Below are 19,912 nucleotides of genomic sequence, written 5' to 3'. Positions count from 1 at the left end.
TCGAAGAAGGGGCTGCCCCCGGGACGCGAGTCCCGGGGGCAGCCCCTTCTCTGTTGCTGGGTCAGGACAACTGCCCGTCGTAGTCCGGCAGCTTGTACGTCTTCTCAGCGTGGCCGCCCGACAGGTCGGTGGTGTTGTTGCCGATGTTGGCGATGATTGTGTAGCCCTTGGACTCGATGTCGACGCGCTGGGCGGTCTTGTAGGCGGCGACGTCCTTGAAGAGGTCGAGGAAGCCACGCACATAGAGGCCGTCGACCTCGTAGCCGACCTTCTCCAGGTTGTACTCGGTGGGCGCGTAGATGATGCCCGGGCGGGCCGTGACGAAGAACAGGTCGACGCCGTGCTCCTGGGCGTACTCGGCGACCTCCAGGACCGGCTGGTTGGCCGGCTGCGGGTAGCTGAAGCCGAAGTCGGTCTCCAGGGTGGTGTTGTCGATGTCGAAGACGATCGCCTGCTTCTCGCCCGGCTTCGACTGGGCGATGCGCTGCTTCAGGTAGGGCAGTGCCTGGTCCATCACCGCCTGGCAGTCCTTCTGCCAGGTGTCGTAGTCCACGTCCGCCGCGGCGGCGGTGGTGGCGGTGGTGGTCGTGCCGGTGCTGGTCGCGGCCTCGGCAGGGGCGGCGATGGCCACGAGGGCGGCTGCTGCGACGGCGGTTGCGGCGGTGCGGCTCGCCCAGGGGCGTCGTCTCGTCATGTGTGGGGGTCCCTTCACGTCCGTACGGTGTCCGTACGGCTGCCAACGTGTCGTGAGCATGCTCGTCGGTGTGGATGGCGCGAGGGGAACCGTAGGGTTACTGGACGGTAGGTGAACAGAGGTGTGCGTCACACAACGCTGCGGATTTTCTTGAACACCGGCGTGACCGGGAGCGGTTCGAGGATGTGCTGCGGGATGTGGGCGACGTCCGGGGCGTGGACGACGGTGAGCGCACGCAGGTTGGGGAACAGGGTCGGGATGTCCGAGAAGTCCTCGGTGCCCAGAACGTTGTTGAGGCGTAGGTCGGTGACGGTCGGCAGGGGTGGGCCCTGCCAGTCGATGTGCTGCCAGTCGATGCGCAGCTCCTTCAGTTCGGGGAGCCGGGCGATTTCCTCGTAGGCGTCGGGGGAGAGCCTGGTGGACAGCTTGGCGAGGCTCAGTTGCCTCAGCGAGCGGAAGCGGTGCAGGCCGCGCAGGCCGGTGTTCTCGAGCGCCGTTCTGGTGAACCGCAGATAGCGCAGTGGCAGGTCCGGGAGCGCCTCGTCGAGGGACTCGGCCTCCAGCACGATCCCCAGGTTGAGTTGGTCCAGGGTCGGCGATCCGGACAGCACGGTCAGGTCGGGATGGAGCAGGAGGTCCAGTGACAGCCAGGACAGGGGCAGGCGAGCCAGCGGAGTCAGATCGTCCACATAGAAACACCTGCTGAGGTCCAGATAGGTGAGCCGATGCAGGGACGACAGGCAGGTCAGGTCCTCCAGCTCGTCGTTGTCGCGGATGTGGAGCTCTGCCGTCCTGTCGGGGTGGAGGCCGGCGCTGATGTCGCGCGGCTTGATGCCGCCGACGAGCTGCACGGCACGCCTGCCGCCCAGTTCCCGCAGAAAACGCAGGTGTTCCACCGATCGCGCGGTGAAGAAGAGACCCTTCTCCGGCAGATGCGCGATGACCTCCTCGCCGTATTGCCGGGTCCCGAACCGATGCCATGTCCACGTGAGTTGGGCCCGTACGTCAAGGGCGGGATGGGAACGGAAGCGGGCCAGTACCGGCAGCGCGGCCTCCGTCCCGATGAGGGACGCCGTGACGACGACCGCCCGCGCTTCCTCCTCGTCGAGCCCCTCCGGGCCCGGCAGCAGCTCCAGCGCGAGCGGTCCCACCGACGCGAGCGCGCGGGCCTCCTCCGTCGTCCGGGGCGGGATCAACGCCGCTGCCTTCCGCTCGACCTCCTCCCGCACCCGGGGATCGAGCTCGGTCGCATGCTCCAGCGAGGCCAGCGCGAGAAGCCGTACCCGCGCACTCGCCGCACCCTGCGCCCGATCGGCCGCCGCACTCAAGTCCCGTAGCAGCTCCGCCCGTTCCCGCGGTCGAGCGTGCGCCACCGCCATCCGGACCACGTCCGCCCACTGCTCGTCCGTCGCACCGCGCACCAGCAGGCCGAAGTCGCCGTCCTCCACCGCCGCTTTCGCGCCGAGGTAGTCCTGGAAGGTGCGGTGCACGAACTCCACGGTCCCCGGGGCGGGTTCGCGCAGCAGGCCGCTGCGGACGAGCAGGTACCGCAGGATCTGGCCGGCGGCGCCCTGTGCGGCGGCGGCCGGGAGGGACGGGAGGACGTCGGCGATGATCCGTTCCGCCCGCTCGGCATCCATCTCCGACTGGTTGTTGCGGATCAGCCAGTAGGCGAGGCGCTGCAGGAGCTGGATCTGGGGCAGTTCGGTGAGCTGGATGCCGTCGTGGCCGTACATGTCCCGCTCCTCGTCCCGCCGCGCCAGCAGCATCGACAGGGCAGCGTCGTACAGCTCCTGCCTCCCGTGCGGCAGATAGCCCCGCCGGTCGCGGTGCAGCGCACAGATCAGCCCGCACATCAGGGGGTTGGTGGCGAGGCGGCCGAGGTCGGGCTTGGTGCGCAGGGCGTCGAGGAGGGAGCGTTCGTAGTCGTCGAGGCGTTCGGGGCCGGGGGCGTCGGCCCGTACCGCCGTGTGCCAGCGGGAGACGAACGCGGCCACGTCGTCCCGGCTCATGGGGGTGAGCATCAGCTCCGTGAAGCCGTCGGCCGCGAGCCAGTCCTCCCGTACGGCGGAGGGGCGGGAGGTGACCAGCCACTGGTTGCCGGGATAGACGTCCAGCAGTTCGCGCAGCCAGCGGCGGGTGCGCTCCCGCTCGCGTTCGGGGATCTCGTCGATGCCGTCGATCAGGAGCAGGGCGCGGCGGGCGGTGAGCACCCGGTCCACCCAGCCGTCGGGCTCGTTCGCGTGGAAAGGGACGCGTACGGCGGCCAGGAAGGCGTCGGGGGCGGGCAGCCCCTCTGGGCGGCGGACCAGGGTGCGCAAGGGGAGGACGAAGGGGATGCGGTCGCCGCGCTCGCCCCGGGCCGCGGTCACCGCGAGCCACTGCACCAGCGTGGTCTTGCCGGAGCCGGCCACTCCGCGCAGCAGCACCCGGTCGTGCTCGGCGAAGGCCTGTTCGGCGGGCAGTGCGGTGGCGGCGGAGGCGACGCCGAGGCCGTCGGAACCGGTGCCGTCCCCGGCCGGGTGCAGTGCCTGCAGGCTCAGATAGGCCGCGTCCAGGGGCCAGCGGTCGGGGGAGTTGACCAGGTCGATGCCGTAGATGGTGAGGTGGCCGTGCCTGGTCGTGACGTACGACACGTAGCGCTGCTCGAAGGCCGGGTCGGTGCCGCCGGGCGGCGGGGTCCGGGCGATCAGCTCGTCGACCCTGGCCAGCAGCTCGCTCTGCCGCCGGGCCTGTTCGACCAGCGTGCGCGGGACAAAGGCCGACCGCTGGGTGAAGAAGTGCAGGATGTGCAGGCAGGCGGTGGTGAGCGCCCGGAAGTAGAACAGGGCCGCGTCGAGGGACAGGTCCCGGTCCGGCTTGCCGCTCGCCGCGCGCAGACGGGCGGCCAGGGCCTCATGGCCGAGCTCCACGGCCTGTACGTCGGTCATGTCCAGGTCGCCGAGGGCGTACAGCGTGTCGGCCAGGGCGTGGACGACGGCCTGCTCCTCGTCGACGGGCAGGGGGCGCTCCCCGGTGCCGCGCAGGCCCCGGCGCACCAGCTCCGCGGCCAGTCCGGTCACGTCCTTGCGGTCGAGCCGCTGCTTCTCGCCCCTGAAGGAGACGTACGACGAGATCCGCACCGGCCGGTCCACCAGCCCGGCGCCCGAACCCTCGGTCACGAACAGCTTCTTCACGAGCGGTGCGACCACCCCGGACGCCAGCCGCATGCCGATGACCGTCGGTTCCACCCGGCCTCCCCCTGAGCCCCGTTGGCAGGAAACAGCAGCGTAGCCCCCGTCACATTCAGGGGTCCCTCGATCTTGCCTATCGGTGACATGCCGCACAGGCGATTTGTCCGTTACTACCTGGAATAGTGGAAAGGCCGATCTGGACAAAATGGACTTTTATCTCGGAATCCTAACGCTGGACGGCCGCTATGTGCTGATTCGTCCCTGATGAGGACTCTGTCAAGAGTCAGGGAGTTATGGGGTGGACTACTAGCTTCCGTCGTAGGTCACACCTTTTGGGATAGCTAGGTCCGGGGGTTACCAAGGGATGGCCCATTCGGCGGACGTCCGTGTGCCGGGTGGCTTTTCTCTGTCCCCGTCCCATGAGGTTTCGCATGTTCACGCGTGTCACGTCCCGTTCTTCCCGTACGCCGCAGCTCCGCACTCGCGCGGCCGTGCTGGCCGCCGGTCTCGGCGCCTCGGTCGTGCTGGGGGCCGGGGTCGCGGCCGCCGCCAACACCGTCGCGGCCACCACCACCGCAACCGCTGCCACCTCCGGCGTTGCGAGCGCCGTCGAGGCGCAGGCCGCGGCTCAGGCGAAGGCGGCGGCCAAGGTGGCCGCCGCGAACGCCAAGGCGAAGGCGGCCAAGGCGGCCGCCGTGAAGGCAAAGGCGGCCAAGGCGGCCGCCGCGAACACCCAGAAGACCGCGCCGCAGGCCGCCGCGAAGAAGGCCGCGTCCTGGACCAGCCCGGTCAAGCGCTACCAGCTCAGCGCCAGCTACGCGCAGGCCGGCGGCATGTGGCAGTCCACCCACAGCGGGCAGGACTTCGCCGTCCCGACCGGCACCAAGGTCGTCGCCGCGCACGGCGGCACCGTGGTCAAGGCCGGCGGCAACGGCGCCGGTGACGGCCCCGCGTACGGCAACGCCGTCGTCATCAAGCACGGCAACGGGACGTTCTCCCAGTACGCCCACCTGTCCCGCGTCGACGTGAGGGTCGGCCAGGTCGTCGCCACCGGTCAGCGCATCGCCCTGTCCGGCAACACCGGCAACTCCAGCGGTCCGCACCTGCACTTCGAGATCCGTACGACCCCGAACTACGGCACGGCCATCAACCCGGTCGCCTTCCTGCGCACCAAGGGCGTGACCCTCTAAGACGACCGAGCGGCGCCCCCGTGCGCCTGGGTCACCATGTCGACGGCGACCTCGAGGATGGCCTTGCGCTTGTCCTCGGGGTCGCCTTCCAGTTCCTGCATCACGAACACCGTGCCGGCGTGCAGCGTGAAGATCGCGCTCACGCAGCGGACCTGGTCGGCCAGGCCGGCGTCCCGGTCGATGATGATCTCGCGCAGGCCTCGCATGCGCTCCTTGAACAGGTCGCCGATACGCAGTTCACGTACGGTCGCCTGGTTTTCGTGCATGAAGCGGAACAACGGTGCGGCGTCGGAGAGCAGTTGGCTGTAGCGCCGTACGATCTCCTGCTTCGTCTCCAGGGTGTGCGGCTGGTGCCCGCCCCACTCGACCAGTTCGTCGATCGGCTGCATCAGGTCGTCGAAGATGCCGACCAGGATCTCTTCCTTGGTCTTGAAGTGGTAGTACAGCGCCGCCTTGGTGACGTCCAGGCGCTCGGCGATCTCGCGCAGGGACGTCTTCTCGTAGCCCTGCTCGGCGAAGAGCTCCAGCGCCACGTCCTGGATGCGCTGGCGCGTGTTGCCGCGCCGCTGCTGCTTGGTGCCGCCCATCGTGCCGCCCGTCCTCGTGCTCCTGGTAAGACAAAAACTTACTTGACGCCCGGCTAGTTTGCGAGCTACGTTCCGTGGCAGAACTAGCCGGGCGGCAAGTAAGTTGGGGGAGCGGTGGCGGACATACCTGCCGACAGCACGGACACGGGGAAGCAGCCCAGGAGCGTGCGGGTCGTCCTGCTCGCCCTGATGATCGCGATGATGCTCGCGATGCTCGACAACATGATCGTGGGCACCGCGATGCCGACGATCGTCGGCGAACTGGGCGGTCTGGAACACCTGTCGTGGGTGGTGACCGCGTACACCCTGGCGACCGCCGCCTCCACCCCGCTCTGGGGGAAGCTCGGCGACATGTACGGGCGCAAGGGCTCGTTCATGACCTCGATCGTGATCTTCCTGATCGGCTCCGCGCTCAGCGGTATGGCCCAGGACATGGGTCAGCTGATCGCCTTCCGTGCCGTGCAGGGACTGGGCGCCGGCGGACTGATGGTCGGCGTGATGGCGATCATCGGCGATCTGGTGCCGCCGCGGGAGCGCGGCAAGTACCAGGGAATGATGGCCGGCGTCATGGCGCTGGCCATGATCGGCGGTCCGCTGGTCGGCGGCACCATCACCGACCACTGGGGCTGGCGCTGGACGTTCTACATCAACCTGCCGCTCGGCGCCGTCGCGCTGCTCGCCGTCAGCGCCGTACTGCACCTGCCGAAGAAGCGGTCCGAGGCGCGGATCGACTACCTGGGCGCCGCGCTGCTGACCGTCGGCATCACCGCGATCGTGCTCGTCACCACCTGGGGCGGTACGGAGTACGCCTGGACGTCCGTGCAGATCATGGAGCTGATCGGCATCGGTGTCGCCGCGCTCGTCGGGTTCGTGTTCTGGCAGACCCGGGCCGCCGAACCGGTCGTGCCGCTGCACATCTTCCGCAGCCGCAACTTCACGCTGATGTCCGTCATCGGCTTCGTCACCGGCTTCGTGATGTTCGGCGCAACCCTCTTCCTGCCGCTGTACCAGCAGTCGGTGCAGGGCGCGTCCGCGACCAACTCCGGGCTGCTGCTTCTGCCGATGCTCGGTGCGATGCTCGTCACGTCGATGGTCGCCGGGCGGGTGACCACCAACACCGGCCGCTACAAGCTCTTCCCGGTCGCGGGCGGTGTGCTGCTGGTCGTCGGGCTGTACCTGCTGTCCCTGATGGACACCGGGACCTCGCGGCTGACCTCCGGCGTGTACATGGCCGTCCTCGGTCTGGGCATGGGCTGCCTGATGCAGATCACCATGCTGGTCGCGCAGAACAGCGTGGAGATGAAGGACATGGGCGTCGCGTCGTCCTCCACCACCCTCTTCCGCACGCTCGGTTCCTCCTTCGGCGTCGCCATCATGGGCGCGCTGTTCAACCACCGCGTCCAGGACGTCATGGCCGAGCGGGCCGGCGCGCTGGGCTCCAAGGTGACCGAACAGTCCGCCCAGCTGGACGCCGCGAGCCTGGCCGAGCTGCCGGCCGCGGCCCGGGAGGCCTACCAGCACGCGGTGTCCGCGGGGACGCACGGGGCGTTCCTGCTGGGTGCGGGGATCGCCGTGGTCGCGCTGGTGGCGGCGGTGTTCGTCAAGGAGGTGCCGCTGAAGGGGGCGGGGCCGAAGGCGGACGACGGTGCTCCCGCGCAGGCGCCGGTGACCGAGGCCGTCTGAGGTTCGCCCGACGTCCGCCCTACCGGTCGGGCAGCATCGGATAGCTGCCCGTGGCCGTCGGCGCATGCTCCGGCAGCCACAGCACGGCGACCGCGCCCTCCGCCGGGATGTGCTCCGCCGCGCCGGGCGGGCGGACGTTGCGGAAGGTCAGGCGGGCGCCCAGCACCCGGGCCTGGCCGGCCGCGATGGTCAGGCCGAGGCCGTGGCCGCGGCCGGCGCGGTCCTTGCTGCCGGTGCGGAAGCGGCTCGGGCCCTCCGCGAGCAGGTCCTCGGGGAAGCCGGGCCCGTGGTCGCGGACGCGGATGACCCGGCCCTCGACGGTGACCTCGATCGGCGGTCTGCCGTGCCGGGCGGCGTTGGCGAGCAGGTTGAACAGCACGCGCTCCAGCCGCCGCGGGTCGGTCGTCACCTCCGACTCGTGCACGACAAGCACCTCGATGTCCGGATCCTTGGCCGCCACCCGCCGGGCGACGAACTCGCCCAGCATGATGTCCTGCAGCTCGGCCCGCTCGGAGGCCCCGTCGAGGCGGGCCACCTCCAGGACGTCCTCGACCAGCGTGCGCATCGCCTTGGCCCGGTCCAGTACCAGCTCGGTCGGGCGGCCCGGCGGCAGCAGCTCGGCCGCCGTCAGCAGCCCGGTCACCGGGGTGCGCAGCTCGTGCGCGATGTCGGCGGTGACCCGGCGCTCCGCCTCCAGACGCTGCTGGAGGGCGTCCGCCATCGCGTCGACGGCCCGCGCCAGGTCGTCGGTCTCGTCCCGGACGACCCCGCCGATCGCCTCCCGCACCCGGACGTCCGGCTCGCCCTTGGCGACCTGGTTCGCCGCGGCCGCCGCCTTGCGCAGCCGGCCCGACAGCTGGCCGCCGATGAGCACGCCGAGCGCGCTGCCGCCGAGGACGGCCGCTATGGAGCCGATGACGAGGGCCTGGTCGAGGTCCTTGAGGATGTCCGTGCTGCGGTCGGTGAACCCCGTGTGCAGCGACATCACATGCCCGTCCTTGAGTGGCACCGCGGCCCAGATGTCCGGCCCGCCGGCCGGACGGTCGGCCACGTAGGTCGCCCGCCGCCCCGCCTCGGCCTTCGCCCGCAGCTCGGGCGGCAGGCGCGGGTCGTCGATCTTGATGCTGGGAAAGTTGGGGCGGCCGGACAGCTCGTAGTTGCGCTGGGCGATCCGGAGGCGCTCGTCCGCGAGGTCACGCGCGTTGTCCAGCATCGAGACCCGGGCGGCGTTGTGCACGACCAGGCTGAGCGCGATCGCGACCAGCGCGCCGACCAGCGCGATGGCCGCGCTGAGCTTCCACCTCAGTCCCGTACGGATGTCCGCGCGCTCCAGCCGCTGCGGAACGAGGCGTGGAAAGATCCCCCGCATACCCCTGCCCTGCTCAGGCCTTCAACTTGTAGCCGAAGCCGCGGACCGTCTCGATCCGGTCCTGGCCGATCTTCGTACGCAGCCGCTGCACATGGACGTCGACGACCCGGGTGTCCCCGCCCCAGCCGTAGTCCCACACGCGCTCCAGCAGCTTGTCCCGCGACAGCACGGTGCCCGGCGCGGAGGAGAACTCCAGCAGCAGCCGCATCTCGGTCGGGGTGAGCGCCACCGGGCGGCCGGCCCGGCGGACCTCCATCCCCTCGGTGTCGACCTCCAGGTCGCCGAAGGTGAGCACGCCGCCGTCCGCCGCGGCGCCGGCCTCCTCCGCCCGGCCCGCGCGGGCGCCGCCGGCGTGGCCGAAGCGGCGCAGTACGGCACGGATCCGGGCGACCAGGACGGCACCGTCGAATGGCTTGGTCACGTAGTCGTCGGCGCCCGCCTCCAGGCCCAGCACCACGTCGATGGAGTCGGCCCGCGCCGACAGCATGATCACCGGGACGGTCGACTCGTCACGGATCCGGCGGCACAGGCTGACGCCGTCCAGGCCGGGCACCATGACGTCCAGCAGGGCGATGTCGGGGCGGTCCGCGCGGAACGCCTCCAGGCCCGACAGCCCGTCGGGCATGGCGGTGACCGCGAAGCCGTCCCGCTCCAGGGCGAGCTGGGTGGCCTCGCGGATGACGTCGTCGTCCTCGACGAACAGAACGTGGGTCTGGTCTGCCATCCCGCTGCTCTCTGTTCTCGTGTGCTTGTCGTGCGTGGGAGTCCGGCCGGGGTTCAGTTGCTCTCGGGCGCCGGGGTGGCCGCGCCACCGACCACCGGGCTGTAGTCGTTGTGCGTCCGGTACTCCTCGGTGAAGCGGCCCGAGGCCCAGCGGTACGTGATCACGTTCTCGCCGGACGGGCTCGACACCGGGTCGCCCTTCTCGTACACCTGCTTGGTCACGACCAGGTCATCACGGTCTATTTCGGCATAGACCGGAGGTTCCTCGGACTGGAAGACATTCTGGTACGCGCCGCCCTGCTCGCGATACACATACGAGCCGATGCCGACGACATCGCTGCAGGTCACGACATTGACGACGACATCGTCGACCGGCCCTGACGTCAGATTGCCGTACGACAGGTCGACCGGGTACTCGTCCCCGGCGCACGGCTTCAGGGAGCGTTTGACCGTCGTCGAGACCTCCGGGTCGGCCATGAGGAGCTTGACCACCGCGGGACGGGTGAGGGACTTGGCGGGCGGCACCGCGGAGGCCGGGGCCGCCGATGAGGCCCCGGTGCCGGCGACCTCGTCGGAGTGGGCCGGGCCCTCGTCCCGGGCGCCGGTGCCGCCGGTACCGCAGGCGGAGACCGACAGGGCGAGGGCGACGAACACGACCGCCGCCGTACTCGCCGCCTGCCAGGTGCTCCGGGCCGGGGTGGGCGGCCCCGCAGGGGGACGTGCCCCGCCCCGCGTCTCCGACTCCGGCCGCCGGACAGACCCTAGGCCGCGCAACGCTCCCGCTCCTCACGCTCCAGCGCGCGTGCGTCCAGATCGCGGGACTCCAGCTCCTCGCGGAGCCGGGCGAGCGCCCGGTGCAGCGTGCTCTTGACCGTTCCGGCCGACATGCCGAGGGCGGCGGCCGTCTCCTCCGTGGACATCTGCTCCCAGTGTCGCAGCACGACCACGCTGCGCTGCTTCGGGGCGAGCACCTTCATGACGTCCATCAGCAGGGCGCGGTCCGCGTGCTGCTCGGTGGAGTCGTCCACGCAGGCGTCCGGGAGCTGCTCGGTGGGCACCTCCTCCAGCTTGCGGGCCCGCCACCACTCGGTCCGCGTGTTGATCATGACCCGGCGCAGATAGGCGTCCGCGAGCCGCTTGTCGGCTATGCCGTCCCAGCGGCCGTACGTCCGGGCCAGCGCCGTCTGGAGCAGGTCCTGGGCGTCGACCGGGTCCGGGACCAGCCGACGGGCGCTGCGAAGGAGCGCGTCCTGCCGGGTGCGGACGTACTCCTCGAACCCGAGTACCTCGCCCACCTCGCCCACCTCGCGCTGCGCCATGATCAACCGCCTCCATCCCCGTTACTTCTGTAGCCGTGCCACCCCGTCGGGCACGGAAATGAAGCTACGGAGGCGTTGTCACGGCGCTGTCCGAAGCAGCCTGCGGTAAACGCTCGGCTGTCCGTCGGTTGTGTAACGGAAGTAGGGACGTGTTAAAGGAGTAGATCGGATGGGGTGGGTATGGAGTGATTTGACGCTGGGGTTGAGCTGTGAACGAGCGCTGATGTGTGACAGAGGCCTGTGATGCGGCTGTACGTCAGCTCAGCGGCAGCCGGTACAGGCCGCCCGGCAGCGGCTCCACCAGACCGTCCGCGACCAGGCCGTCCAGCGCCCGGGCCCGCTGCACCGGCTCGTGCCACACCCGGTCCAGCACCGTCTGCGGCACGGGCACATGCGCCTCGCGCAGCACGGCGAGCAGCTTGCCGCGTACCTGACGGTCGGTGCCGGCGTACGTCTGTCCCCGGCGCGGCGGACCGTCGTGCTCCGGCTTCCCGGCCAGTCGCCAGGCGCACTGTGCGGCGATCGGGCAGCTCTGGCAGCTCTCGTTCTTGGCCGTGCACACCAGCGCGCCCAGCTCCATGGAGGCCGCGGCCCAGCGGGCGGCGGTCCGCTCGTCCTCGGGCAGCAGCGCCCGGGCGAGCCGGCGCTCGGCGGCGGTGGTGGCGTTCGGCGGGTACTGCACACCGTTGACCGCGCGGGCCAGAACCCGGCGGACATTGGTGTCGAGCACGGCATGCCGCTGCCCGTACGCGAACGACGCCACGGCCGCCGCCGTGTACTCGCCGATGCCGGGCAGCGCCAGCAGCTGGCCGTGGTCGGTCGGTACGTCCCCGCCGTGCCGCTCCGTTATGGCGACGGCGGCGCCGTGCAGCCTGAGGGCGCGGCGCGGGTAGCCGAGCCGGCCCCAGGCGCGGACGGCCTCGCCGGGGGCCTCCTCGGCGAGGTCGGCGGGGCGGGGCCAGCGGGCCAGCCAGTGCTCGTAGACGGGCAGGACGCGGTTCACCGGCGTCTGCTGGAGCATGAACTCGCTGACCATCACGCCCCAGGCGCCGGCCTCCGGGCGCCGCCAGGGCAGGTCGCGCGCATGCTCGTCGAACCAGGCGATGACAGGGGAATGCAGCTCGGCTCCGAGCGGCGGACCGGGGACGGCGTCGGCGGGGCGGGTGTGCGGTGGCTTCGTGGGCGCAGTCATGGCAGTTCCGATCCTGCCACGTCGAAGGTCGCGGACGTGGATAGCGCGGAGTGGGGCGGGTCGGGGCGCGGTGTCGGCTGCGCCGCCCGGAGGCCGTGGCCAATGGTGCAAGGGCTACGGTCGCGAACGGCCCCGTCTCCGTCCGCCGCTCCGTCAAGTTCCGGGCGCCGCCGGGGGTGTTGTCGTCGTACCCGGCGCTCGCGGTCACGGACCGTAGGCGGCGTGGGAAGGTTCGTCACTCCCTGCGTCGTCCGGTGCTCGACTCGATGACCGGCAGCGGCGCGTCGGCCGCATTCCGGAATGATGATCCGGAAAAGTTGTGGCTCCTGGCGGCGGGTGGGGCAAGCTGGCGCACCGATCTCTCGTACAGTTTGCGCCGTGGGATCTCTGCGCAATCCGGTCGGGCCGCTTCCCTCCTCCATCTACTGGCGACGGAGGGTCGTCCTGCTGTCTGTGATCGCCCTGTTGGCGCTGCTGATCGCCTGGGTCCTCACATCGGGCGGCGGCAGCAAGAACGGCGCCGACGGGTCCGACGGCAAGAATCCCGCGCCCACGATCACGCCGGGGCCGTCCAGCTCCGGACCTGCGATCAGCCAGGCGCCCGGCGGACGTGACGAGTCGGACGACGGGGACGCCAACGGGGGCGGCTCGGGAGACAGTGCCGGGGCGGGGGACTCCGGCGGGGCCGACGGCTCGGGTGACGGCGGCAGCGGCAGTGCGAGCAGCGGTGGCGGCTCGGGTGGCGCTGTGTCAGGGGCCGACGTCGGTGCGGGGGATGCCCTGCCGGCCGGGTCCCCCCTGGCCCACTGCACGCCGAGCGCGGTGTCGTTGACGCTGCGCAGTGTGCGTAACTCCTACTCGCCGGACGAGAAGCCGGCCTTCCGGCTGGCCGCGCAGAACTCCTCCGGCAGTGACTGCAAGGTCGATCTCGGGCCGAAGAGCGCGGTGCTGACGATCACTCAGGCGGGAAGCGACGACGCGTACTGGTCGTCGAAGGACTGTCCCAAGGGGGCCGGCAGCCTGCTGTACCGGGTGCCGGCGGGCAGCGGCATCACGTACACCGTGGAGTGGGATCGCAAGCCGAGCGTTCCCGAGTGCGGGACGCCTCCGGCGGGGGCGGCCGGGGCGGGGACGTATCTGGTGGAGGCTGCGGCGCCGGGGTTCGGGAAGGTGCGGACTTCGTTCGTGCTGGATGCCGATTAGCTCCGCCGGACCCCACAGCCAGGCCAGGCGAGTCAGACGTAGCGTTCCAGGATCGACGACTCCGCCAGCCGCGACAGCCCCTCCCGGACGCTGCGCGCACGCGCCTCGCCCACGCCCTCGACCGTCTGAAGGTCGTCCACGCTGGCGGCGAGGAGTTTCTGCAGGCCGCCGAAGTACTCCACCAGCCGGTCGATGATGGCGCCCGGGAGGCGCGGCACCTTGGCGAGGAGGCGGAAGCCGCGCGGGGACACCGCGGAGTCGAGGGCCTCGGGGGAGCCCGTGTAGCCCAATGCTCGGGCCACCGTGGGCAGTTCGAGCAGCTCGGCGTGGGTGAGGGCGTCCAGTTCGGCCAGCGCCTCCTCGACCGTGCGGGAGCGCTTGGCGGTGGGCTCGGGAACGTAGTCCCGGACGACCAGTTCACGCTCCGGTTCGACGCCGGCGATCAACTCGTCCAGCTGGAGGGCGAGGAGACGTCCGTCGGTGCCCAGTTCGACCACGTATTCGGCGATTTCGGTGGCGATGCGGCGCACCATCTCCAGTCGCTGGGCGACGGCGGAGACGTCCCGGACCGTCACCAGGTCCTCGATCTCCAGCGCCGACAGCGTGCCCGCGACCTCGTCCAGGCGGAGCTTGTAGCGCTCCAGGGTCGCCAGGGCCTGGTTGGCGCGGGACAGGATCGCCGCCGAGTCCTCCAGTACGCGGCGCTGGCCGTCGACGTACAGCGCGATCAGCCGCATGGACTGGGAGACCGAGACCACAGGGAATCCGACCTGCTTGCTGACCCGGTCCGCGGTGCGGTGGCGAGTGCCCGTCTCCTCGGTCGGGATCGTGGGATCCGGGACGAGTTGGACACCCGCACGCAGGATCTTCGACAGGTCGGAGGAGAGCACGATGCCGCCGTCCAGCTTGCACAGCTCGCGCAGCCGGGTCGCCGTGAACTCGACATCCAGCACGAAACCGCCCGTGCACATGGCCTCGACGGTCTTGTCGGAGCCGAGCACGATCAGCCCGCCGGTGTTGCCGCGCAGGACCCGCTCGAGCCCGTCACGCAGGGCCGTGCCCGGAGCCACGGCGCTCAGCGAGGCGCGCATCAGGCCATCGGAACCGGCACTCCCACCGGATTTTCCGGGAGCTGCTGCCCGGTCGTTGGCTGCCACTGCACTCCTCCGGTCGCAGGTTCTGGGGCGCTCCCGTATGCGCACTCGGTTCGTACGGACGGGCGAGACCAGGGCAAAGTCTACCGGCGGTCCTCCGCGTCCCGGGGGGCCTCTCGGCGACGGGAGCGGGGGAGGACCCTCAGGGCGTCCCCTATGTCCGCGACTTCCAGGACCTTCATACCCGCAGGGACCTTGCCCGGATCGCCCGGCACGAGCGCATGCGTGAAGCCCAGGCGGTGCGCCTCCGCGAGCCGGCGCTGCACGCCGGTGACCCGTCTGACCTCGCCCGCGAGGCCGACCTCGCCGATCGCCACGAGGTTCTTCGGCAGCGGGGTGTCACTGGCCGCCGACGCCAGCGCGAGGGCGATGGCGAGGTCGGCGGCCGGTTCGGACAGCTTCACTCCGCCGACCGTTGCGGAGTAGATGTCCCGTTTGCCCAGGGCGCTGATGCGGCCGCGCTGTTCCAGGACCGCCAGCATCATCGAGACGCGGGAGGTCTCCAGGCCGGACGTCGTGCGGCGTGGGGAGGGGATCTGTGAGTCGACCGTGAGTGCCTGGACCTCGGCGACCAGGGGGCGGCGGCCCTCCAGGGTGACGGTCAGGCAGGTGCCGGGGACCGGTTCGGCCCGGCGGGTCAGGAACAGGCCGCTGGGGTCGGCGAGTCCGGTGATGCCCTCGTCGTGCAGCTCGAAGCAGCCGACCTCGTCCGTCGTCCCGTAGCGGTTCTTGACGCCGCGTACGAGGCGCAGACGCGCGTGCCGGTCGCCCTCGAAGTGCAGGACGACGTCGACGAGGTGCTCCAGCAGGCGCGGACCCGCGATCGCGCCGTCCTTGGTGACATGGCCCACCAGGAGCGTGGACATGCCCCGCTCCTTGGAGGCGCGGATCAGGGCGCCGGCGACCTCGCGGACCTGGGCCATGCCGCCTGGGGCGCCGTCGATCTCCGGGGAGGCGACCGTCTGTACCGAGTCGAGGATGAGCAGTGACGGCTTCACCGCGTCCAAGTGGCCCAGCACGGCGGCCAGATCGGTCTCGGCGGCGAGATAGAGGTGGTCGTCGATGGCGCCGATCCGGTCGGCGCGCAGCCGGACCTGGCTCGCCGACTCCTCGCCGGTCACATAAAGGGTGCGGTGTTCGTCACTCGCCGACTTGGCCGCCACGTCCAGCAGCAGGGTCGACTTGCCGACGCCGGGCTCGCCCGCGACGAGCACCACCGCGCCGGGCACGAGCCCGCCGCCGAGCACGCGGTCCAGCTCGGGGACGCCGGTCGGGCGGGCGGTGGCCTGGCGGCCGTCGACCTGGCCGATGGGCAGGGCGGAGGTGGTGACGCGGCCGGGTGTGGTCGTGCGTACGGCGGGCGTGCCGTATTCCTCGACCGTGCCCCAGGCCTGGCATTCGGGGCAGCGGCCGAGCCACTTGGCCGTCTGCCAGCCGCATTCGGTGCAGCGGTAGGACGGGCGGTCCTTCGTGGTCTTCGTACGGGCAGCCATGGACGAAACCGTAACCGGCCCCACTGACAGCGCGGGCACGCTGCAGGTCATCGGTCCGCGGGCCACTGTGCCCTGAGGCCGCGAGCGGGGCCGCGAACCCTGTACGAACCGGTATCGACACGCCCGAACCGGTCACGGAATCACCGGTTCCTGTCCCCTTATGAGGGATCGTTTCACCCGTACGAATTAAATGTGCTCAAGGGGGCGGAAGGCGCCACCCCCCGCCCCCTACGGTCGGCCGGGTGATGAGCAGCAGCCCGGACACCTCGACCCGCACGACCGGCGCACACCGGGCGCGCCGCGAGGCACGCGACCGTGCTGCGGCGCGCACGCTGGCGCACCACCCGCCCGCGCGCTACGAGCCGTATCTGGACGGTCTGTTCACCTACTGCCTCTCCGTGCTGTGTGACCACGACGCCGCGACCGCCGCCCTGGGCGAGGTCCTCGCGCTCGCCGAACGCCGCGGCCAGCGTGCCCCGGACGCCGCCGGGGACCGCCGGGCGTGGTTGTACGCGCTGGCCCGCTGGGTGTGCCTGCGCAAGCTGGCCGAGGCCAAGCAGAAACGTCAGGCCACGCACGCGGCGGGCCGCCATGGCACCGAACGGCAGCGCGGCAGACAGCCCACCACCCCGCCCGTCTCCGAGGAGGCCCAGGAGCAGCGTCGGCGCGAACTCGCCCAGCTGGCCTGGCCGGAGGCCGCCGGCACCACCCCCGAGCAGCGCGAGGCGCTCGAGCTGGCCGTACGCCACCACTTGGCCGCCCATGAGGTCGCCGCCGTCCTCGGCATGGACCTCGCCGCCACCCGTGAACTGCTCGCCTCCGCCGCCTGCGAGGTCGAACGCACCCGCGCCGCCCTTGCGGTCGTCGAGACCGGCGGCTGTCCGGGCGTCGCCCGCCTCACCGGCGACAACCAGCTCGTGCTCAGCGCCGCGGTCCGCCGTGAGCTCGTCCGGCACGTCGACGACTGCCCCCGCTGCCGGCGCACCGCCGAGCGCGCCGTCCCCGGCCGCTGGCCCGGCGCCAGCGTCACCCCCGCCGCGCTGCCCGTGCTGGAGGCGCCCCGCGCGGCACTGCGCCACGCCATGGCGCATCACCCGCGCGCGCGGGGCACCGCCGCGCCGCGCTTCGACCGGCGCGGCTTCCCCATGGACCCCAAGGACCGCACCGCCCGAAGGGACCGCCTACGCGCGCGTGCCGTCACCACGACCGTCGTCGCCACCGTCGTGGCGGCCCCCGTACTGGCCCTCTGGTCCGCCTACCGGGCCTCGCCGGTCACCGGCGAGGGCGGAGAGGGCAGCACCGCCACCGCCAGCCGCGACGACACCCCCGGCAGCCTCGACGGCGAGGCGGCGCGCGGCGGCTACGAGAACACGGGAAACGCCGACACGCACCCTGGTGGCCGCTTCTCGAACGGCGACCAACCCGACGTCTCCGTGGAGGTCGTCAGCGTCGCCGGAGCGGGCCGCAAGGGTGTGGGGGAGCTGGCGGTGACCGCCGACAACAGCGGCGACACCACGCTGATCACTCTGACCGCCTCCGGCCATGCCCCGGTGCGCTGGTCCGCGACCACGGGCGCCTCCTGGCTCTACCTGAGCCGATCTGCAGGAACGCTCCGCCCAGGCGAAACGTTGACGATCAAGGTGTACGTCGACCAGCTGCGCGAGCCGTCCGGGTACTGGAGCGCACGGGTGGCGATCTCACCAGCCGGCGCGGTTGTCACGATCCAGGGCTACGGCCCCGCCCCCACCCCGACCGACCCGGGCCCGCCCCCGGACCCCGCCCAGCACCCCCGCAGCCCACCTCCGCCCCCGCCCGACCGGACCCGACGCCCACGACCCCGCCCACCGAGCCCACCCCAGCGACCACCGACCACCCGCCCCCACCGACCCGAGCCCCCCAGCGACTCCACCCCGTCCACCCCGGGCGACTCACCGCCACCACCCAGCGACAGTGGCGACCCGAGCCCGTCGACGTCGTAAGGCACCGGTGCCACCCCGCCGGCCGCGGGCAGTCGTGCCTCCTCCAGTGCCTTCAGGGCCTGGGGGACCCCCAGGGCGATGGGGGCCCCGCTCGAGCGAAGCCGAGAGTGGGGGAGGGCAGGCGATGGGGATCCCCCTCTGGGGAGGCACCCCGTCAACGCCGGGTTGCGCCCCCCACTACGGCACGCAGCCGCCCGTCACTCCACCGGATCCGCCGGATGCGGCGCGAGCAGAGGCAGCTGCGAGTTCAACCGCTGTTCGCACAGCTCGACCAGACGGTCGTAGCCGGCCTTGCCCATCAGCTCCGTCAGCTCCGCCCGGTAGGAGACGTACACCGGATCGCCCGCACCATGCGCCGAGGTCGCCGACGTGCACCACCAGTGCAGGTCGTGGCCGCCCGGCCCCCAGCCCCGGCGGTCGTACTCACCGATCGACACCTGGAGCACACGCGTGTCGTCGGGCCGGTCGATCCACTCGTAGGTCCGCCGGACCGGCAGCTGCCAGCACACGTCCGGCTTCGTCTCCAGCGGTTCCCGGCCCTCCTTCAGGGCGAGGATGTGCAGCGAGCAGCCCGCGCCGCCCGCGAAGCCGGGCCGGTTCTGGAAGATGCAGGAGCCCTGGTAGGGGCGGGTCTGCCGGGAGCCCTCGTCGTCCTTGGAGACCCAGCCGCCCCGGGTGCCCTCGGCGTGGTTCTGCCAGATCTCCGGCGTGAGCCTCGCCACATGCCCGGCGACCCGCTTCTCGTCGTCCTCGTCGGAGAAGTGGGCCCCCAGCGTGCAGCACCCGTCGTCCGCCCGGCCGGCCTGGATGCCCTGGCAGCCGCTTCCGAAGATGCAGTTCCAGCGGGAGGTCAGCCATGTCAGATCACAGCGGAAGACCTGTTCGTCGTCCGCCGGATCAGGGAACTCCACCCACGCGCGCGCGAAGTCGAGGCCCTTCTCGTCGTCCGTCAGGGCCTGCTGCGACTTCGTCGGTGCTTTCGCCTGCGAAGAACCCTTGGTTGATTTGGCCTTCTTGTCTGCCTTTTCGGTCTTCGCCTTTTTCGTCTTTGGCACGGGTCCAGGGTAAGTCGCCCGCCGCCCGTCCAGGGACCGCCTCGAGGGCGGAGCACAGCGCAGCTGGCAGTAGCGTTCCGTACATGAGACTCGGTGTCCTCGACGTGGGATCGAACACGGTGCATCTGCTGGTGGTGGATGCGCACCCCGGCGCGCGCCCGCTGCCCGCGCACTCGCACAAGGCGGAACTGCGCCTCGCCCAGCTTCTCGACGAGAACGGTGCCATCGGCCCCCACGGTGTCGACCGGCTGATCGGCGTCGTCCACGAGGCGCTCCAGGCCGCCGAGGACAAGGGCGTCGAGGAACTGCTGCCGTTCGCGACCTCCGCGGTACGCGAGGCCAGCAACGCCGACGACGTCCTCGCGCGCGTGCAGACCGAGACCGGCGCCCAGCTCCAGGTTCTCACCGGCGCCGAGGAGGCCCGGCTCACCTTCCTCGCCGCCCGCCGCTGGTTCGGCTGGTCGGCCGGGAAGCTGCTCGTCCTGGACATCGGCGGCGGCTCCCTGGAGATCGCCTACGGCATCGACGAGGACCCCGACGCGGCCGTCTCCCTGCCGCTCGGCGCCGGCCGGCTCACCTCCGCCTGGCTGCCGGAAGACCCGCCCGCCACCGAGGACATACGGGCTCTGCGCCGCCATGTGCGGGCCGAGATCGCTCGTACGGTCGGTGAGTTCAGCCGCTTCGGCGCCCCCGACCACGTGGTCGCCACCTCCAAGACCTTCCGGCAGCTTGCCCGCATCAGCGGTGCCGCCCGCTCCGCCGACGGCCTCTACGTCCAGCGCGAACTCAAGCGCCAGTCCCTGGAGGCCTGGGTCCCCCGCCTCGCCGGCATGACCACCGAGGAACGCGCCGAACTCCCCGGAGTCTCCGACGGCCGAGCGGGCCAGCTGGTCGCCGGCGCCCTGGTGGCGGAGGCCGCGATGGACCTGTTCGGCGTGGAGACGCTGGAGATCTGCCCGTGGGCACTGAGGGAGGGCATCATCCTGCGACGGTTGGACCACATGGGCTCGGATTGAAACGGGCGGCGGGGTAGCGCCGACAAGAGGCACGGGGCTGCATCGACATGCGGCTCCGCCGCGATGGGGGTCCCCCCGCTCA

At 71.3% G+C, this 19,912-nt stretch carries 16 protein-coding genes; 5 read left to right on the top strand and 11 right to left on the bottom strand.

The genetic code is table 11. The features are described 5' to 3' along the window. Positions 1–61 precede the first annotated feature (61 nt). Together StrepF001_RS19330 and StrepF001_RS19325 are read right to left on the bottom strand one after the other, a co-directional pair. Positions 62–694 (bottom strand): HAD family acid phosphatase, encoded by a 633-nt coding sequence (locus StrepF001_RS19330; RefSeq protein WP_129799477.1) that lies wholly within the window; start codon positions 692–694, stop codon positions 62–64. Between the two features lie 128 nt (positions 695–822). Continuing rightward, positions 823–3,924 (bottom strand): NACHT domain-containing protein, encoded by a 3,102-nt coding sequence (locus StrepF001_RS19325; protein ID WP_129799476.1) that lies wholly within the window; start codon positions 3,922–3,924, stop codon positions 823–825. Between the two features lie 374 nt (positions 3,925–4,298). On the opposite strand from StrepF001_RS19325, the gene StrepF001_RS19320 reads away from it, so the two are divergent. Beyond that, positions 4,299–5,057, top strand: a complete 759-nt coding sequence (locus tag StrepF001_RS19320) for a M23 family metallopeptidase (RefSeq protein ID WP_129799475.1) — start codon at positions 4,299–4,301, stop codon at positions 5,055–5,057. Here the strand turns inward: StrepF001_RS19320 and StrepF001_RS19315 are convergent. Further along, the gene (locus StrepF001_RS19315) at positions 5,054–5,644 is read right to left on the bottom strand and encodes a TetR/AcrR family transcriptional regulator (RefSeq protein ID WP_129799474.1); all 591 of its coding nucleotides are present in this window, start codon (positions 5,642–5,644) and stop codon (positions 5,054–5,056) included. The two genes, StrepF001_RS19320 and StrepF001_RS19315, sit on opposite strands and share 4 nt — an antisense overlap. 114 nt (positions 5,645–5,758) lie before the next feature. Here StrepF001_RS19315 and StrepF001_RS19310 point away from each other — a divergent pair, with 114 nt between their 5' ends. Then, positions 5,759–7,327, top strand: a complete 1,569-nt coding sequence (locus StrepF001_RS19310; protein WP_129799473.1) for an MDR family MFS transporter — start codon at positions 5,759–5,761, stop codon at positions 7,325–7,327. A gap of 19 nt (positions 7,328–7,346) precedes the next feature. Here StrepF001_RS19310 and cseC read toward each other — a convergent pair whose 3' ends face one another. The 5 genes from cseC to StrepF001_RS19285 form a co-directional block, all read right to left on the bottom strand. Next, positions 7,347–8,696 (bottom strand): two-component system sensor histidine kinase CseC, encoded by a 1,350-nt coding sequence (gene cseC / locus StrepF001_RS19305; RefSeq protein ID WP_129799472.1) that lies wholly within the window; start codon positions 8,694–8,696, stop codon positions 7,347–7,349. Positions 8,697–8,709: 13 nt separating this feature from the next. After that, positions 8,710–9,420, bottom strand: a complete 711-nt coding sequence (gene cseB, locus StrepF001_RS19300; RefSeq protein ID WP_129799471.1) for a two-component system response regulator CseB — start codon at positions 9,418–9,420, stop codon at positions 8,710–8,712. A 53-nt stretch (positions 9,421–9,473) separates the two neighbouring features. Further along, positions 9,474–10,073, bottom strand: a complete 600-nt coding sequence (locus StrepF001_RS19295) for a hypothetical protein (RefSeq protein WP_129799470.1) — start codon at positions 10,071–10,073, stop codon at positions 9,474–9,476. A gap of 107 nt (positions 10,074–10,180) precedes the next feature. Continuing rightward, positions 10,181–10,738 (bottom strand): SigE family RNA polymerase sigma factor, encoded by a 558-nt coding sequence (locus StrepF001_RS19290; protein WP_129799469.1) that lies wholly within the window; start codon positions 10,736–10,738, stop codon positions 10,181–10,183. A gap of 256 nt (positions 10,739–10,994) precedes the next feature. Further along, positions 10,995–11,930, bottom strand: coding sequence for an A/G-specific adenine glycosylase (locus tag StrepF001_RS19285; protein ID WP_129799468.1), 936 nt, complete (start codon positions 11,928–11,930; stop codon positions 10,995–10,997). Positions 11,931–12,308: 378 nt separating this feature from the next. On the opposite strand from StrepF001_RS19285, the gene StrepF001_RS19280 reads away from it, so the two are divergent. Further along, positions 12,309–13,133 (top strand): hypothetical protein, encoded by an 825-nt coding sequence (locus StrepF001_RS19280; protein WP_129799467.1) that lies wholly within the window; start codon positions 12,309–12,311, stop codon positions 13,131–13,133. A gap of 32 nt (positions 13,134–13,165) precedes the next feature. Here StrepF001_RS19280 and disA read toward each other — a convergent pair whose 3' ends face one another. Both disA and radA read right to left on the bottom strand, forming a co-directional pair. Continuing rightward, on the bottom strand, positions 13,166–14,290 hold the full coding sequence (gene disA / locus StrepF001_RS19275) for a DNA integrity scanning diadenylate cyclase DisA (protein WP_129799466.1): 1,125 nt from the start codon (positions 14,288–14,290) through the stop codon (positions 13,166–13,168). Positions 14,291–14,370: 80 nt separating this feature from the next. Further along, on the bottom strand, positions 14,371–15,780 hold the full coding sequence (gene radA, locus StrepF001_RS19270) for a DNA repair protein RadA (RefSeq protein ID WP_129799465.1): 1,410 nt from the start codon (positions 15,778–15,780) through the stop codon (positions 14,371–14,373). 242 nt (positions 15,781–16,022) lie between these two features. Between radA and StrepF001_RS19265 the strand changes: the two genes are divergently transcribed. After that, on the top strand, positions 16,023–17,759 hold the full coding sequence (locus StrepF001_RS19265; protein WP_129799464.1) for a hypothetical protein: 1,737 nt from the start codon (positions 16,023–16,025) through the stop codon (positions 17,757–17,759). Between the two features lie 197 nt (positions 17,760–17,956). Here the strand turns inward: StrepF001_RS19265 and StrepF001_RS19260 are convergent, their stop codons facing one another. Continuing rightward, a complete protein-coding gene (locus tag StrepF001_RS19260; protein ID WP_129799463.1) occupies positions 17,957–18,814 on the bottom strand; it encodes a hypothetical protein in 858 nt (285 codons plus the stop codon). 83 nt (positions 18,815–18,897) lie between these two features. Here StrepF001_RS19260 and StrepF001_RS19255 point away from each other — a divergent pair, with 83 nt between their 5' ends. Continuing rightward, positions 18,898–19,830, top strand: a complete 933-nt coding sequence (locus StrepF001_RS19255; protein WP_129799462.1) for a Ppx/GppA phosphatase family protein — start codon at positions 18,898–18,900, stop codon at positions 19,828–19,830. Positions 19,831–19,912: the final 82 nt, after the last annotated feature.

This window comes from Streptomyces sp. F001 (assembly GCF_004187715.1).
Classification (GTDB): Bacteria; Actinomycetota; Actinomycetes; order Streptomycetales; family Streptomycetaceae; genus Streptomyces; species Streptomyces flavusporus.
This window is presented reverse-complemented; position numbering and strand designations above follow the sequence as displayed.